Raw genomic sequence first — 16,731 nt, forward strand, 5'->3', positions numbered from 1 at the left:
ATCAGAATCACGCTCTAACAATCTGTTTTCGAGCACATTTCGATCCGAGGACCGGTTTCAGAATGTACTCAACCGCGCCGCACAGATATGAATCGGTCCGAACGCTTCCCCTATCCTCAAATCAGGCGCCCTTTTCAGGGAGCCTTGTTGGGCGAAACAACGCTGCCGTCAACAGTCATTCGAACCTTGTTCTCGAAAATCAGAACCTTGCCGTTGTCCTTGACCTGCATGCTGTCGGCCAGAATATGCGTGCTGCCGCTGCGGATATCCACGGGCTTGTCAGTGGTGATCTGCCCGCTCTTGAGATTTACGTCCGCAGAACGCAGCACCGCACGTAAACCGTCGTCTGTCGTAACAGTAAAGTCCTTATCAAGTTGCAAACGCCCATTGGCATTGTCGTAAACACCGGACGTTGCCTCGACCTTGGCCGTGCCCTTGTCACCAACCGGCAGCTCCGCGGAAATGCCTTCAAGCGAAATCGCACCGCTGTTCTTTGCATCCTGCGTCGCCTTGGAAGCGGTCATCGAATAGGGGCGGTTATCCTTGGTATAACCATTCAGGTGCGGGCTCGTCATGACAAGCTTTCCGCTTTCGCCGCCATTGTTCACTTCGACCTTAACGGGCGCGTTCGGCGTCGCAAGAAACGTATACCAAGAGAATACCGCTCCCACGATGATTGCGGCGACAGGAAGGACTGTCTTCAGAACGCGAACGCGGATCGAATGGCGCTGCGCAGCATGAAAAAGCGTCTCGGCCTTCTCCGACGCACCAAAACGCATGCCACCCGTGCCGCGACCTTGAGCGGTCGCGTTCTGCGGCGCATGGCTATCTGTGGTGTCGGCGGTCATGTGGCGTTCAATTCCTCAACGGCTTTCGTAAAACTCGATAATCAGCGCGTGTGTGTCGCGCTTTTTCATTTCAATAAGGTTTATTTGGGGTGAAATAGTCGGTCGCTCAATAGCTTTATACCGCGCAAAACACCGCACCCGCCTCGCAAACAGGAACGGCCTATGCCTTTGATAATTCAGCCCAATTGACACCCCACCGAATTAAGCAGGATGCTATTCAACTCTTTGATACCACAAAACTCGGTCAAATTACAGCTGTGCGTAATGCAACCGCCAGAGCTGATCCGGCAACGAACATAAGAATCTCGGACAGCTTCATTACAATATGTATTTCAGGCACTATCTCTAACCAGACCTATTTTTCGAAGATACTTGCCGCGTGCCCTCATTCGGGGCACAAGGTGAACTGCGGGGCGCAAGCCGCGCGATTTGAACGAACGGATGGACGGGAATGGCTCAAGACGCCGAAGCAATTATCGAACGCCGGAAATTGCGCAGAAAGCTGACGATCTGGCGTGGGGCCTTCCTGCTTTTGATCGCCGCCCTGATTGCCGTCTTCGCTTCATGGTCCATGCGCGGCACCAACTTCAACCAACCGCACATTGCCAAGGTTCGTATCGAAGGCACCATCTTCGAGAATGAGGAATTGCTGAAGCGTCTCGACAAGATCGCCAAGGATGACGCCGTCAAAGGCGTGATTCTGGTTCTCGATTCGCCCGGTGGAACGACGGTGGGCGGCGAAGCGATTTTCGAAGCCGTGCGCAAGATTGCCGAGAAAAAGCCGGTCGTCACGCAGGTAGGAACCCTTGCAGCTTCCGCCGGTTACATGATTGCCAGCGCTTCGGACCACATCGTGGCACGACAGACATCCATCGTTGGCTCGATTGGTGTCCTGTTCCAGTATCCCGATGTTTCGAAGCTGCTTGATACGATCGGTGTGAAGGTCGAAACCATCAAGTCCTCACCACTCAAGGCGGAACCCAATTATTTCAGCCCGGCCAGCGAAGAAGCCAAGGGCATGATCCGCAATATGATCATGGATTCCTATGCATGGTTCGTGGACATTGTCGAAAAACGCCGTTCGTTCACACATGAACAGGCGCTGGCCCTCGCCAATGGCGCGGTTTTTACAGGGCGACAGGCACTCGATAAAAAATTGATCGACGGATTGGGCGGTGAAGAGGAAGCGGTCGCCTGGCTTGCGAGCAAGGGGCTTTCCAAAGATTTGCCGCGTCTGGAATGGAAGCCGGTCAGCAGTGAAACGGGTTTCTCGCTGCGCGATCTTATCATTCATGCCGGTGCACGCCTTCTTGGCGTGCCGCAGGAAGCAGACGGCATGTTGAAGCAGATCGCCAAGGAACGCATCTTTCTTGACGGACTTCTTTCGGTTTGGCACGTTGACGGTACGCCTGAAGCGAATTGACGCCAGCCAGGTAAACTTACACAATATCCGGTAGATACCGGATGAAACAAACAGAAGAACAGGGGTTTAAAGCCGTGATCAAATCGGAACTCGTTCAGATTATCGCCAGCCGTAATCCGCATCTCTTTCAGCGCGATGTCGAAAACATCGTGGGCGCGGTATTCGACGAGATCACAAACGCTCTTGCCGAAGGCAATCGTGTTGAGCTGCGCGGCTTCGGCGCCTTTTCGGTGAAGAACCGCCCTGCTCGCAGCGGTCGCAATCCGCGCACCGGCGAAACGGTGGATGTGGAAGAAAAGTGGGTTCCCTTCTTCAAGACCGGCAAGGAACTGCGCGACCGTCTCAACGGCGCAGTCTGATAGACATCATGGCGGCAAAACGCATCATCGCCATCATCGTTCTCGTGCCGCTTGCAGTGGCTCTGATTGCGTTGTCGGTTGCCAATCGCGCATCGGTGCAGTTTACGATCGATCCGTTCAATCCGGGCAATCCCGCTCTGTCCTATAATGCGCCTCTGTTTCTGTGGCTGTTCGGCGCGCTTCTTCTCGGCGTTGTCATCGGCTCACTGGTGACGTGGCTCACACAAGGCAAGCACCGCCGCAAGGAGCGCATGTACAAGCAGGAAGCTGCGCGCCTGCTTGAACGGAGCACCGCCGCCGAAAAGCGCAATATGCCGGTCGTGAACTCCTGAAACACCTGCTATTCTCAAACCCGGAGGCAAAACTTCCGGGTTTTCATGGTCGAAGCGCGATTGAACGTCGTTTTCCCCTTTCACACCGGCCCTGTTTATCCTACCTAGACCCCAATCATGATGATTGGAGTTTCGGGTGAAAGCGCCAAAGGGAAAAGGCAAAAAGCCGTCGGGCGGCAAACAGGACCGTGGTTTCGAGCGCGCAAGACATGATGCGCCGCGTTCAGAAAGCAAATTTGAAGGCCGATCTGATGGCAAGTCTGACAATAAAGGCTCGTCTTTCAAAAAGCCGCGTCCCCAATTCGCCAAGGCCGCACCCAAGCCCGTAGACGACAAGCCCGCTACTCCGCTTCGCGAAATCAAGCCTTATGCCGGTGCACGCCCGGGAGAACGACTGCCGCTCATTCTCGAAACGGAACCCTCGCCCGATTATGCGCTTCTCGACAGCGGCAACGGGTTGAAGCTCGAGCAATATGGTCCCTATCGGATCGTCCGCCCGGAAGGTCAGGCAATCTGGTTGCCGAGCCTGCCGCAGAAGGAATGGGACCAGGCCGATGCCGTCTTCACCGGCAACACCGACGAGGAAGGCATGGGACGCTGGGCCTTTCCGAAAGTGCCGCTCGGCGAAACATGGCCAATGCAGCACGATGGCATTTCCTTTCATGGCCGTTTCACCTCGTTCCGCCATGTTGGCGTGTTCCCAGAGCAGGCCGCGCATTGGTCCTATATGGATGGGCTTATCCGAGATGGGGTAAAGTCCGGACGCAGCGTTAAGGTGCTCAATCTTTTCGGCTATACGGGCGTCGCCTCGCTGGTAGCGGCACGTGCAGGTGCGGAAGTGACCCATGTGGATGCCTCCAAGAAGGCCATTCTCTGGGCGCGTGAAAATCAGGAAATGGCCGGGCTTTCGGACAAGCCAATCCGATGGATCTGTGAAGACGCGATGAAATTCGTTCAGCGTGAGGAACGGCGCGGCAGTTTCTATGACATCATCCTGCTTGATCCGCCTGCCTATGGGCGCGGGCCGAGCGGCGAGGTTTGGCAGTTGTTCGAGCATCTGCCCGCAATGGTCGATACATGCCGGTCCATCCTGACGCCAAAACCGCTCGCCGTCATCCTGACTGCCTATTCGATCCGCGCATCCTTCTTCGCCATTCACGAACTGATGCGCGACCGTTTCACCGGTCTTGGTGGTACGGTCGAATCGGGCGAACTTATTCTGCGCGAACGTTCCGCCGATCAGTCGGGAGGACGCGCGCTTTCCACATCCATGTTCAGCCGCTGGGTAGCAAAATGAGCCGTGACGACGATTTTTCCAAAGGCGGCTCTCGTGCCGAATATTCCAAGGTAGGTCAGGTGAAGGAAGTCACCAGCCTCACCAACCCTATCGTGAAAGATCTCCGCTCGCTGGCGCTGAAAAAATTCCGCGACCAGCAGGGCGTTTTTCTGGCCGAAGGGCTGAAGCTTGTCATCGACGCGCTGGAACAGGACTGGCGCATCAAGACGCTGGTCTTCGCCAAATCCGGCAAGGGCAACAAGATGGTCGAGCAGGTTGCCGCCCGCACCTTCGCCAAGGGCGGATTGGTGCTGGAAGTGACCGAAAAGATCATGGCTGCCATTACCCGCCGCGACAACCCGCAAATGGTGGTTGGTGTTTTCGAACAGCAATATCGCCCGCTCACAAACCTCAAGCCGAAGAACAACGATGTTTATATCGCGCTCGACCGCGTGCGCGATCCCGGCAATCTGGGCACTGTCATCCGTACCGCCGATGCGGTCGGCGCCAAGGGCATCATTTTGATCGGCGACACCACCGACCCCTATTCGCTGGAAACCGTGCGCGCCACGATGGGCTCGGTCTTTTCCATGCCGCTCTATAAAGTGACGGAAGCCGACTTCCTCAACTGGCGCAAGGGCATTTCCGGCCTTGTCGTCGGCACCCATCTGAAAGGTGCGGTCGACTATCGCACCATTCCCTATGCCAACAAGCCGGTCGTGCTGATGATGGGCAACGAACAGCAGGGCCTGCCGGACAGTCTGGCCGATACTTGCGACAAGCTCGCACGCATTCCGCAGGCAGGCCGTGCAGATTCCCTCAATCTTGCAATTGCCACCGGCGTCATGCTCTACGAAATTCGTCGCGACGCACTCACGCTCGATGAAAGGGTTTCCGGATGAAGCGACACGCAGTCTGGTCCTCACTGTTCGTCGTTGTCCTCACCATACTGATCGATCAGGGTGTCAAACATCTGGTGGAAACACGGATGGGCTACGGCCAGCAGATCGACCTGCTACCGTTCCTTGCCTTGTTTCGTACGCACAATGAGGGCATCGCCTTTTCCATGCTGGCATGGCTGCATGATTGGGGACTGGTCGCAATCACCGCAGCAGTTATCTTGTTCGTACTTTATCTGTGGTGGACCAACGCGCCGGACCGCATCTTCGCACGCTACGGTTTTGCACTTGTCGTTGGCGGCGCCATCGGCAATCTTATCGACCGCGTGATGCACGGTTACGTCGTGGATTATATTCTGTTTCACCTGCCAACCTGGTCATTCGCAGTTTTCAACCTCGCCGACACCTTCATTACAATCGGTGCAGGTCTCATAATTCTGGAGGAATTCCTCGGCTGGCGGCGCGAACGGGCTGCCCGCTAACCCGCCGGGTTGAACAGTTTCTGCCTTTCGCATAATTTGATCTCTTAAAATTAAAAGCTTTTTGAAGAGGATAAGGTCCAGCCATCCGAATTGACACATTGGTGACATGCTTCTGTCATCGTCGCGTAGCACTGAATCTGTACTGCTTCGGTCGAACTGGACACCCTGTCCATGCAATCGGCTGAACAAGGATTGGAATTGGCTAGCTCTCGCTGAAATATCCGTGGGAAAGCCGTTCAGGAATACGTGAATAGACAAATCAGGAGCCATCATCATGACAGTACTGCTTGGAATGGACCAGCAAATCATTGATGATACGGTCATGTCAGGCTTAGAAGCACAACAGGCGCTGTTCGCGTCCAACGGCGATCCCATCGTTCTGGGACGCATCGGATCGCTGGAAGTACGGCTTGCAAATTCACGCGAGGCGGTAGAAGCCGCGCAGGAATTGCGTTTCCGCGTCTTCTTCGACGAAATGGGCGCGCGTAGGGAAAGCATCGAAGCGGTGGAGCTTCGAGACGCTGACCGTTTCGACGCTATTTGCGATCATCTGCTCGTTTACGACACCGCCCTGCCCGTGCCGGAGCATCAGCAGATTGTCGGCACCTATCGTCTGATGCGTAGCGATCAGGCGGAACAGGCGCTCGGCTTTTATTCTGCCGATGAATATGACGTGCAGCGTCTGGCCCTTTCACGCCCGAACCTCCGCCTGCTTGAACTGGGTCGCTCCTGCGTGAAGGCGGAATACCGCTCCAAGCGCACTGTCGAGCTTCTTTGGCAAGGTGCCTGGGCCTATTGCCGCCGCCATTCCATCGATGTGATGTTCGGCTGTGCTTCATTCCACGGCGCGGTGCCTGCAGCGCACGCGCTCGGCCTGTCGTTCCTCCATCACAACTGCCGTGCCACCGATGACTGGGACGTTCGTGCCCTGCCCAATCGTTATCAGGCCATGGACCTGATGCCGAAGGAAGCCATCAACAACAAGGTTGCGCTGTTCTCAATGCCGCCACTGGTCAAGGGTTATCTACGTCTCGGCGCAATGATCGGCGACGGCGCAGTGATCGACGAGGCATTCGGCACAACCGATGTCTTCATCATCCTGCCGATTGAGCGCATTTCCAGCCGCTACATCACCTATTACGGCGCGGAAGCGAACCGCTTTGTGTAGTCTGTAGATATTCTGGTTCTGACGGCCTGCAAATGGCGCTGTTTTGCGCTTCCGGTGCTCATGTACCCAAAAGTACACTCCGCTCCGGGTCGCAAACATCACCATTTTCGGCTCGTCATAACCAGAATCTCAAACAGACTGGAGCACCCTACCTGGCCAGAACTCGTCACGCCTTTCCGGCCAGTTCCTTTAATTTGTAGATCAGGTCCAGCGCTTCTCGCGGTGTCAGTTCGTCTGGACTGATTGCAGAGACAGCCTTGGTCAGTTCACTATCTTTCCCCTGAACCTGCAGCTTCGGCTTTTCCTGCTGCAAGACGACAGAGAACAGCGGCAGATCATCGATCAGCTTGTCAGCCTTGCCCGAGGTCTCGCCCGCTTCAAGCTGGTGCAGCACATCGCGCGCGCGATTGACGACCGCTTCGGGCAGCCCCGCCAGACGCGCGACCTGCACGCCATAGGAACGGTCAGCTGCCCCTTTCGCCACCTCATGCAGGAAGACGACATCATTGTCCCATTCCTTGACCCGCATGGTGACATTGGAAAGCCGCTCAAGCTTTTCTGAAAGTGCAGTCATTTCATGAAAATGCGTGGCAAACAAAGCCCGGCAACGGTTCTTTTCATGCAGATATTCAACCGCTGCCCAGGCAATGGACAATCCGTCGAAAGTGGCTGTACCGCGCCCGATCTCATCGAGGATCACCAGCGAGCGTTCGCCTGCCTGATTGAGGATCGCAGCCGTTTCCACCATTTCAACCATAAAGGTTGAACGCCCGCGTGCCAGATCGTCGGAAGCACCGACACGACTGAACAGCCTGTCCACGACACCGATCTGTGCAGAACCCGCAGGCACGAAGGAGCCCATCTGTGCCATGATCGCAATCAGCGCATTCTGGCGCAGGAAGGTTGACTTACCGCCCATGTTCGGGCCGGTCAGAAGCCAGATCGCGCCATTGCCGCCGTCTGCTTGCGGCGAGAGATCGCAATCATTGGCGACGAACGGATTGGCCGCTTGACGCCGGAGGGCCTGCTCTACGACCGGATGACGACCCGCGATAATATTGAAGGACAGGCTGTCATCGACTTGCGGACGGCAATAACCCTGCTCTTCCGCCAGCACAGCAAGCGCTGCCGAGACGTCGAAAACAGCAAGCGCCGATGCGGCGGCACGGATGCTATCAGCATGGGAGACCGCTTCCGCCGTCAATTCCTCGAACACGGCAAGCTCGATTGACAATGCGCGGTCGGCAGCATTGGCGATCTTGCTTTCCAGTTCCGCCAGTTCGGTCGTGGTAAAGCGCATGGCATTGGCCATGGTCTGGCGATGGATGAAACGGCTCTTGGCTTCATCCGTATCCGTCATCGCCCCGGCATTGTTGGCCGTCACCTCGATAAAATAGCCAAGCACATTGTTATGCTTGATCTTCAGCGACTTGATACCGGTTTCTTCGATATAATTTGCCTGCAGACCGGCGATCACCCGGCGTGACTGATCACGCAAAGCCCGCATTTCATCGAGTTCGGAATTATAGCCTCCGCGCACAAAACCGCCATCGCGTTTCAGAAGCGGCAATTCGTCGGCCAAGGCCCGGTCGAGATGGGCGGTAAAGATGGCGGGCATGGCACTGACGGCATCGCGGGCATGTGCCAGTTCGTCGGGCAGCAAAGCGCTTTCCAGCAGGCTCGCAATGACATGCGCAGCCTCGAAGCCTCGGGCAAGGCTGCCCAGATCACGCGGACCACCGCGCCCGACGGCAAGGCGCGAGAGACCGCGCGGCATATCCGGCACGCCCTTCAGTTCCGCGCGCATGGCTTCACAGAGCGACTGCTCGCTCAGGAACCAGGAAACGGAATCGAGCCGCAGCGCGATTTCCTTCGGATTGGTCAGCGGTGCAGTCAGGCGTTCGGCAAGGAGTCGCGCGCCGCCGCCCGTCACCGTGCGATCAACCGCCTTCAGCAAACTGCCATCTCGATTGCCCGACATGGTGCGGGCAAGTTCCAGACTGGCGCGTGTGGCCGGGTCGATAAAAAGCGTGCCGCCCTCATGTTCGCGTTCGGGCCGCATCAAGGGTGGGCGCTCGGAAATCTGCGTCTTCTCGATATAGGCGATTGCCCCGGAAATAGCTGAAAGTTCAGGACGGCTGAACTGGCCGAAACCATCCAATGTCGCGACGTTGAAATAACGTTGGATGCGCGTTTCCGCGGCCGCGCTGTCAAAGAGGGTCGCCGGTTGCGGCGTTACCGCCTTGCCGACCAGATCGAAGACCGGGCGCAGCTCCTCATCATGGAAGGCGCTGTCAGCCACGACCAGTTCGCGCGGGTCGACCCGCATCACATCGGCGAAAAGCCGGTCCGGCGTGGTTTCCGCCACACGGAAAGTTCCGGTTGAAATGTCGATCCAGGCGAGCGCCAGCGCACCATCGCCGCGCGTACGCCCCATCGCCATCAGGAAATTGGCTTCGGACGGATCCAGCAGCTTTTCTTCGGTCAGCGTGCCCGGTGTGACGAGACGGATCACATCGCGCTTCACCACCGATTTGGAGCCACGCTTCTTCGCCTCTGCCGGGTCTTCCACCTGTTCGCAGACCGCGACGCGATAGCCCTTGGCGATCAGCTTCTGCAGATAATCGTCGGCGGCATGGACCGGCACGCCGCACATGGGAATATCCTCGCCCAGATGCTTGCCGCGCTTGGTGAGCGTGATGCCGAGTGCCGCAGAGGCTTCCACTGCATCATCGAAGAACAGCTCGTAAAAATCGCCCATGCGATAGAAGAGCAACGAATCGACATTCGCCGCCTTGATCTCAATATACTGTTCCATCATGGGCGTCAGGCGAACGGGCGCTGCCTCGGCGGTGTTTTCTTCCGCTTCCGAGCCGTGTTCGTTAGCCGTCGTTTCCATCTGAAAACCTTCATTTATTGCTTAGCCGGCGAGGCTAAAGTTATAAAATTTCGTATTCCATCGTTTTTGGATGAATATCTATTCCTCGAAGCACTGTTTACACGATGCGTGACTGGCGCTATCGAGGTTCTCCCGCAGATGAAACCGGAGGGAACATGCCAGCCTCGACGCCGAAGGGCAACACATCAGAACGCGCACCCACAGCCAGTGAGAAGGAAGCGCTAGACTTTCACGCGCAGGGTCGCCCGGGCAAGCTGGAGATCAACCCCACCAAGCCCATGACCACGCAGCGCGATCTGTCGCTCGCCTATTCTCCGGGCGTTGCCGTGCCGGTGAAGGCAATCGCTGAAGACGCCGCCCGCGCCTATGACTATACGGCCAAGGGCAATCTCGTCGCTGTCATTTCGAACGGCACCGCCATTCTCGGGCTCGGCAATCTGGGTGCGCTCGCATCCAAGCCGGTGATGGAAGGCAAGGCTGTGCTGTTCAAGCGCTTCGCCGATGTCGATTCCATCGATCTTGAGGTCGATACGACCGATATCGATGCCTTCATCAATGCGGTGCGCTATCTCGGACCGTCGTTCGGCGGCATCAATCTGGAAGATATCAAGGCGCCCGACTGCTTCATCATCGAGCAGCGCCTGCGCGAACTGATGGACATTCCGGTTTTCCATGACGACCAGCATGGAACGGCCATCATTGCCGCTGCCGGCCTGATCAATGCGCTGCATCTGACCGGCCGCGACATGAAGACGACGAAGCTCGTCTGCAATGGCGCGGGCTCGGCGGGTATTGCCTGTATCGAGCTTATCAAGGCGATGGGTTTTGCCTCGGAAAACGTCATCCTGTGCGACACCAAGGGCGTCGTCTATCAGGGCCGCGAAGAGGGCATGAACCAGTGGAAGTCCGCCCATGCGGTGAAAACCGACAAGCGGTCCCTCGCAGATGCCATGAACGGCGCGGATGTCGTGTTCGGCCTTTCGGCCAAAGGTGCATTCACCGAAGACATGGTCCGTTCCATGGCGCCGAACCCGATCATCTTCGCCATGGCCAATCCCGACCCGGAAGTAACGCCCGAAGAAGTGGCGCGCATCCGTGATGACGCCATCGTTGCCACCGGTCGTTCGGATTATCCGAACCAGGTCAACAATGTCCTTGGTTTTCCTTACATCTTCCGTGGCGCACTCGACGTACGGGCAACCACCATCAACGATGCGATGAAAATCGCAGCCGTCAATGCATTGGCCGAACTTGCCCGCGAGGACGTGCCGGACGATGTGGTTGCCGCCTATCAGGGCAGCCGTCCGCGCTTCGGCTCAAGTTACATCATTCCGGTGCCGTTTGATCCGCGTCTGCTTGCATCCGTCTCGGCTGCCGTCGCCAAGGCAGCGATGGAAACCGGCGTTGCCGGGCGTGCCATTGCCGACATCGAAGGCTACAAGCGCGAACTGTCGGCACGTCGCGATCCGATCGCCTCGACGCTGCGCGGCATCTATGAGCGCGTGCGTCGTCAGCCGAAGCGCATCGTCTTTGCCGAAGGTGAAGAAGAACAGGTGATGCGTGCCGCCGTTTCCTACGTCAATCAGGGCCTCGGCACCGCTATTCTGGTTGGCCGCGAGGAACGGGTGAAGGATACGGCCAAGGCTGCCGGTCTCGATCTCGACCGTCCCGGCATCGAAATCATCAATGCGCGCCTTTCGAGCCGCAATGCGGCCTATGCCGACTATCTCTACGAGAAACTGCAGCGCAAGGGCTATCTGACGCGCGATTGCCACCGCCTCATCAACAATGACCGCAATCATTTTGCGGCCTGTATGGTGGCGCTCGGCGATGCCGACGGTATGGTAACGGGCGTGACCCGCAATTACGCGACGGGTCTGGACGACGTGCGCCGCGTGATCGATTCCAAGCCCGGCCACCGCATGGTTGGTGTTTCCATCGCACTTTGCCGTGGACGCACGGTGTTCATCGCCGATACCGCCGTTCATGAAATGCCGACCGCAGCGGAGCTTGCCGATATTGCGGTTGAAGCTGCGGGCATGGCGCGCCGCATGGGTTATGTACCACGTGTTGCACTGACCGCCTTCTCGACTTTCGGCCATATGGGCGGTGAACGCTCCGCGCGCATTCAGGAAGCCGTCCGCATTCTCGCAACGCGTCATGTCGATTTCGAATTCGACGGCGAAATGAGTGCCGATGTGGCGCTGAACCCGAAGCTGATGGAACAATATCCGTTCATCCGCCTGTCGGGCCCGGCCAATGTGATCGTCACACCGGACAATCATTCGGCCTCGATTGCCGCCGACATGCTGCAGGAACTGGGTGGCGCAACGATTATCGGCCCGTTGCTCGTCGGCCTCGACAAGCCAGCGCAGATCGTCACCATCGGAGCGAAGGATTCCGACATCGTCAATATGGCGGCAATTACCGCCTATAACGCGACGAACTGAAAGATCAGCGAAGAGTAATACAAAGGCCGGGTTTTCCCGGCCTTTGCTTTTGGATATTCATCATCCATAAAAGCGGCTATAGGATAGCCATCGTCCACTATCCTTTTCTCCGCAAACCGGATCTACATGCCGCATGAGCGCACACGACCTTAAGCTGGAAGAGATCGTCAATCCCGAGACGCTACGCCGCAAGCTCAACGAACTGGCGGATTCCACGGACGAAAACTACACCAGTCCTACCGTGCGAAAAGTGGTGCTTCAGGCTCTGAAGGACGCTTTGGTGCGCGGTCGCGCCAATGCCGAAGGCATGCTGATGAAGGATGGCGGCGGCACGCTCTGCGCCAAACGTCTGTCCTTTCTCATGGATACGCTGATCGAGGCGCTGTTCGAATTCGCCACTACCAAAGCCTATCCGATGATCAACCCGTCGAAGGCCGAGAACATGGCTATCGTCGCGGTCGGCGGTTACGGGCGCGGCGGGCTGGCGCCGGGGTCAGATATCGATCTTCTGTTTCTGCTGCCCTACAAGCAGACCCCCTGGGGCGAGCAAGTTGTCGAATACATGCTCTACATGCTGTGGGACATGGGACTGAAAGTCGGCCATTCCACGCGCAACATCGATGAGTGCATCCGGCTTTCGCGCGAAGACATGACGATCCGCACGGCAATTCTCGATGCGCGGTTTCTCACCGGCAATCGCGAGCTCTTCAAAACGCTTGTTACCCGCTTCGACGAGGAAATCGTCAAGGATACCGGCCCGGAATTCATCCAGGCCAAGCTTGCCGAGCGCGACCAGCGCCACCGCAAGGCAGGCGAAACCCGCTATCTGGTTGAGCCGAACGTCAAGGAAGGCAAGGGCGGCCAGCGCGACCTGCATACGCTGTTCTGGATCACCAAATATTTTTACCGTGTCAAAACGAAAGAAGAGCTGGTCAAGCTCGGCGTTCTGTCACGAGCCGAGCTGAAGCTGTTCAACAAGGCGGAAGATTTTCTTTGGGCGGTGCGGTGCCACATGCATTTCGCGACGTTGAAGGCAGAAGAACGCCTTTCCTTCGACATCCAGCCGGAAATCGCCCAACGCCTTGGCTATACGGCGCATCCCGGCCAGAACTATGTCGAACGTTTCATGAAGCATTACTTCCTCGTGGCCAAGGATGTGGGCGATCTCACCCGCATCATCAGCGCAGCGCTGGAGGAGCAGCAGGCCAAGCATGTACCGGGCTTCAACCGCATTTTCCTTACGTTCTCGCGACGCAAGCGTAAGCTTTCCGCTGACGGCGACTTCGTTTCGGAAAATCACCGCATCAACATCGCACGGCCAGACGTTTTCAAGGAAGACCCGGTCAATATCATCCGCCTCTTCCATCTGGCCGACAAACACGGGCTGGAATTTCACCCCGAAGCAATGCAGAGCCTCACGCGCTCACTGAAACTCATCAATTCCGATCTGCGTGAGAATCCCGAAGCGAACAAGCTTTTCCTCGAAATCCTGACCTCGCCGCGCAATCCCGAACTCATCCTGCGCCGTATGAACGAATCCGGCGTGCTTGGAAAATTCATTCCTGACTTCGGTAAGATTGTCGCCATGATGCAGTTCAACATGTACCACCATTATACGGTGGACGAGCATCTGCTACGCTGCATCGCCGTGCTGTCGGAAATCGAGCATGGTGAGCTTGAAAACGAACATCCGCTTTCAAACCACCTCATCACGACAGTCAAGCGCGACCGCAACCTGCTTTATGTGGCGCTGCTCTTGCACGACATCGCCAAGGGGCGCCCGGAAGATCATTCCGTTGCTGGTGCACGCATCGCCCGCAGGCTGGGACCACGGCTGGGTCTTACCCCTACCGAAACAGAAACCGTTGAATGGCTTGTGCGCGAACATCTGACCATGAGCATGGTCGCGCAGTCACGTGATCTCAACGATCGCAAGACCATCATCGACTTCGCCGACACCGTGCAGACCATGGAGCGGTTGAAGCTCCTCCTGATCCTGACCGTCTGCGATATCAAGGCGGTTGGTCCCGGCGTGTGGAATGGCTGGAAGGGCCAGCTTCTGCGTACGCTCTTCTACGAAACCGAACTGGTCCTGACCGGTGGCTTTTCGGAATTGTCCCGTGCCGACCGCGACCATCAGGCGCGAGAGGCGCTGGCGGACCGGCTCTCTGATTGGCCGAAGGACAAGCGCGATGCATACCTGGCGCTTCATTACACCAACTATTTCCTGACTGTCAGCCTCGAGGATCAGGTCCGGCACGCCCATTTCATTCGCGAAGCCGACCGCAACGAGCGGGCGCTGGCCACCATGGCCAAGCCGCATACTTTCGAGGCGGTTACGGAAATCACGGTACTGGCGCCTGACCATCCGCGCCTGTTGTCGATCATCACCGGTGCCTGCGCAGCAGCTGGCGCCAACATTGTCGACGCGCAGATTTTCACCACTGGCGACGGGCGCGCACTGGATACCATTCTCATCAGCCGCGAGTTCGACACTGATGACGACGAGCGCCGCCGTGCCGAACGCGTCGGCAAGGTCATTGAGGATGTTTTGTCCGGCAAGGCCCATCTGCCGGACGTGCTGGCCAAGCGCACCAAGCCGAAGAGGGCCGCCAAGGCGTTCAAGGTGGAACCGCGAGTCGAGATCAACAACACGCTTTCGAACAAGTTTACCGTCATTGAAGTGGAAGGTCTGGACCGGCCCGGTTTGCTTTCAGAACTGACTGGCCTTATTTCCGACCTTTCGCTGGATATTGCATCGGCTCATATCACCACCTTCGGCGAGAAAGTGATCGACAGTTTTTATGTGACTGACCTTGTGGGCCACAAGATTTCAAACGCCACCCGTCAGGGCAATATCAGGCGCAAGCTGCTTGGTGTTCTCAGCGGCGAAAATGGCAGCAAGACAAACGGCCGCTCATCTCAGGCCGCAGCATAGGTTTTTCAGTAAATGAGTTTGGTCAAAAAGTTCGCCACGGTCGCGTCCGGAACGCTGATGAGCCGCATTTTCGGCTTCACGCGCGAGATGTTCATGGCGGCAGCGCTCGGCACCGGTCCGGTAGCCGACGCCTTCAACGCCGCCTTCCGTTTTCCAAATACCTTCCGGCGGTTGTTTGCCGAAGGCGCGTTCAATTCAGCCTTCGTGCCGCTTTTTGCCAAGGAAATCGAAAAGAACGGCATGGACGGCGCGCGCCGTTTTTCCGAAGAAGTGTTCGGCGTTCTCTTCACGGTGCTTCTGTTCCTGACCATCGTGATGGAACTTTCGATGCCCTTCATCGTACGGACGATAATTGCACCGGGTTTCACCGACGATCCGGTGAAGTTCGACAATACGGTGCGTCTCGCCGTTATCATGTTCCCCTATCTCGCCTGTATGTCGCTGGCGGCGATGATGGGCGGGATGTTGAATTCGCTGCATCGCTATTTTGCAGCGGCCATTGCGCCGGTATTCCTCAACATCATCCTGATCGGGGTTCTGGCTTTCGCGTGGTGGCGTGGCTATGACGCGCTTTCGGTCGGCTATGGCCTTTCGTGGGGCGTGATGGCTGCAGGTCTGGTCCAGCTTGCCATTGTGTGGATCGCCGTGCGCAATGCAGGTATCAAGATCGGCTTCCGCCGTCCACGTCTGACCTCGAACGTCAAACGGCTTCTCGTGCTGGCACTGCCCGCAGCGATCACCGGCGGCATCACGCAGATCAACCTGCTCATCAACACCAATATCGCATCCGGCATGGAAGGCGCGGTATCGTCGCTCGTCTATGCGGACCGCATCTATCAGCTTCCGCTCGGCGTCGTCGGCATCGCCGTCGCAACCGTGCTTCTCCCGGAACTGTCACGCGCGCTGCGTGGCGGGCACATGAAAGAAGCGTCGAACCTTCAGAACCGCTCGGTTGAGTTCACCTTGTTTCTAACGTTGCCAGCCGCTGCCGCTCTTCTGGTCATGTCGGAACCTATCGTCCGGCTTCTGTTCGAACGCGGCAAGTTCAGCCCGGATTCCACGCTTGTCGTTTCCAATATTCTGGCCATCTACGGCCTCGGCCTGCCCGCGTTCGTGCTGATCAAGGCGTTCATTCCCGGTTTTTTTGCCCGAGAAGACACCCGCACACCGATGATCTTCGCCGCCATTTCGGTGGCGGTGAACGTCTCGCTTGCCATCACGCTTTTCCCGCATTTCGGTCCGACCGGCATCGCCACGGCTGAAATCGTTGCCGGATGGGTCAACGCTATCCTGCTGTTCGCCATGCTCGTGAAGCGCGGCCATTGGGGACGCGATATTCCGCTGCTCACCCGTATTCCGCGTCTCCTCATCGCTGCCGCGATCATGGCATTCGGAATCCACTATGCCATCGGCCATTTTGCCTACGAACTTTCCTCCGCAGCGCCGCTTGCTCTGCGGGCGGGAACCGTCACCGCTATCGTTGTTGCGGCAATGGTGGTCTATTTCGGTTTGGCCTTCGGTCTGGGTGGCGCCAATACGGGAATGATCCGTCGCAACATCAAGCGCGGCGCGGCAAAGAAAGCCCCTGAAAGCGAGCAATAATTCAAGCTTGAAAGGCGGCTGCGTCTCTGCGAAAAGACCAGCATTCAAAATCCCC

General features: G+C 57.3%; 12 protein-coding genes. 10 read left to right on the forward strand and 2 right to left on the reverse strand.

Features of this window, described 5'->3' with window-relative positions:
- Positions 1–134: 134 nt before the first annotated feature.
- Positions 135–848 carry an LPS export ABC transporter periplasmic protein LptC gene (gene lptC, locus AC1RHM_RS17230; RefSeq protein WP_029375853.1) on the reverse strand — a complete coding sequence of 238 codons (714 nt, stop codon included), beginning with the start codon at positions 846–848 and terminating at the stop codon, positions 135–137.
- 451 nt (positions 849–1,299) lie between these two features.
- Here lptC and sppA point away from each other — a divergent pair, with 451 nt between their 5' ends.
- The 7 genes from sppA (at position 1,300) to olsB (ending at position 6,787) form a co-directional block, all read left to right on the forward strand.
- Positions 1,300–2,271 carry a signal peptide peptidase SppA gene (gene sppA / locus AC1RHM_RS17235; RefSeq protein WP_010658000.1) on the forward strand — a complete coding sequence of 324 codons (972 nt, stop codon included), beginning with the start codon at positions 1,300–1,302 and terminating at the stop codon, positions 2,269–2,271.
- Positions 2,272–2,345: 74 nt separating this feature from the next.
- Entirely contained in the window at positions 2,346–2,630 is a 285-nt protein-coding gene (locus AC1RHM_RS17240) for an integration host factor subunit beta (RefSeq protein ID WP_004687882.1), read from the forward strand.
- 8 nt (positions 2,631–2,638) lie between these two features.
- A complete protein-coding gene (locus AC1RHM_RS17245) occupies positions 2,639–2,962 on the forward strand; it encodes a lipopolysaccharide assembly protein LapA domain-containing protein (protein WP_010657999.1) in 324 nt (107 codons plus the stop codon).
- Positions 2,963–3,098: 136 nt separating this feature from the next.
- Complete coding sequence (locus AC1RHM_RS17250) at positions 3,099–4,259, forward strand: RsmD family RNA methyltransferase (protein ID WP_010657998.1); 1,161 nt, start codon at positions 3,099–3,101, stop codon at positions 4,257–4,259.
- Positions 4,256–5,140 carry a TrmH family RNA methyltransferase gene (locus AC1RHM_RS17255; protein ID WP_010657997.1) on the forward strand — a complete coding sequence of 295 codons (885 nt, stop codon included), beginning with the start codon at positions 4,256–4,258 and terminating at the stop codon, positions 5,138–5,140. Before AC1RHM_RS17250 ends, AC1RHM_RS17255 begins: the two co-directional genes overlap by 4 nt.
- Positions 5,137–5,619 (forward strand): signal peptidase II, encoded by a 483-nt coding sequence (gene lspA / locus AC1RHM_RS17260; RefSeq protein ID WP_010657996.1) that lies wholly within the window; start codon positions 5,137–5,139, stop codon positions 5,617–5,619. The genes AC1RHM_RS17255 and lspA overlap by 4 nt, the downstream gene beginning before the upstream one ends.
- A 274-nt stretch (positions 5,620–5,893) precedes the next feature.
- Positions 5,894–6,787, forward strand: a complete 894-nt coding sequence (gene olsB / locus AC1RHM_RS17265; RefSeq protein ID WP_029375852.1) for a l-ornithine N(alpha)-acyltransferase — start codon at positions 5,894–5,896, stop codon at positions 6,785–6,787.
- Positions 6,788–6,953: 166 nt separating this feature from the next.
- Here olsB and mutS read toward each other — a convergent pair whose 3' ends face one another.
- The gene (gene mutS / locus AC1RHM_RS17270) at positions 6,954–9,686 is read right to left on the reverse strand and encodes a DNA mismatch repair protein MutS (protein ID WP_010657994.1); all 2,733 of its coding nucleotides are present in this window, start codon (positions 9,684–9,686) and stop codon (positions 6,954–6,956) included.
- 155 nt (positions 9,687–9,841) lie between these two features.
- On the opposite strand from mutS, the gene AC1RHM_RS17275 reads away from it, so the two are divergent.
- From AC1RHM_RS17275 to murJ, 3 genes are all read left to right on the forward strand, one after another.
- Entirely contained in the window at positions 9,842–12,136 is a 2,295-nt protein-coding gene (locus AC1RHM_RS17275; protein WP_010657993.1) for an NADP-dependent malic enzyme, read from the forward strand.
- A gap of 133 nt (positions 12,137–12,269) precedes the next feature.
- Positions 12,270–15,074 carry a [protein-PII] uridylyltransferase gene (locus AC1RHM_RS17280; protein ID WP_010657992.1) on the forward strand — a complete coding sequence of 935 codons (2,805 nt, stop codon included), beginning with the start codon at positions 12,270–12,272 and terminating at the stop codon, positions 15,072–15,074.
- Between the two features lie 12 nt (positions 15,075–15,086).
- Entirely contained in the window at positions 15,087–16,676 is a 1,590-nt protein-coding gene (murJ, locus tag AC1RHM_RS17285) for a murein biosynthesis integral membrane protein MurJ (RefSeq protein WP_010657991.1), read from the forward strand.
- The last annotated feature ends 55 nt before the right edge of the window (positions 16,677–16,731 follow it).

The organism is Brucella sp. GW823-FHT04E01 (assembly GCF_058796175.1).

Bases quoted from the DNA above. Each gene is read 5' to 3' on its own strand.
- lptC (WP_029375853.1), bottom strand. From the start codon at position 848: ATGACCGCCGACACCACAGATAGCCATGCGCCGCAGAACGCGACCGCT.
- sppA (WP_010658000.1), top strand. From the start codon at position 1,300: ATGGCTCAAGACGCCGAAGCAATTATCGAACGCCGGAAATTGCGCAGA.
- AC1RHM_RS17245 (WP_010657999.1), top strand. From the start codon at position 2,639: ATGGCGGCAAAACGCATCATCGCCATCATCGTTCTCGTGCCGCTTGCA.
- AC1RHM_RS17255 (WP_010657997.1), top strand. From the start codon at position 4,256: ATGAGCCGTGACGACGATTTTTCCAAAGGCGGCTCTCGTGCCGAATAT.
- lspA (WP_010657996.1), top strand. From the start codon at position 5,137: ATGAAGCGACACGCAGTCTGGTCCTCACTGTTCGTCGTTGTCCTCACC.
- olsB (WP_029375852.1), top strand. From the start codon at position 5,894: ATGACAGTACTGCTTGGAATGGACCAGCAAATCATTGATGATACGGTC.
- mutS (WP_010657994.1), bottom strand. From the start codon at position 9,686: ATGGAAACGACGGCTAACGAACACGGCTCGGAAGCGGAAGAAAACACC.
- AC1RHM_RS17275 (WP_010657993.1), top strand. From the start codon at position 9,842: ATGCCAGCCTCGACGCCGAAGGGCAACACATCAGAACGCGCACCCACA.
- AC1RHM_RS17280 (WP_010657992.1), top strand. From the start codon at position 12,270: ATGAGCGCACACGACCTTAAGCTGGAAGAGATCGTCAATCCCGAGACG.
- murJ (WP_010657991.1), top strand. From the start codon at position 15,087: ATGAGTTTGGTCAAAAAGTTCGCCACGGTCGCGTCCGGAACGCTGATG.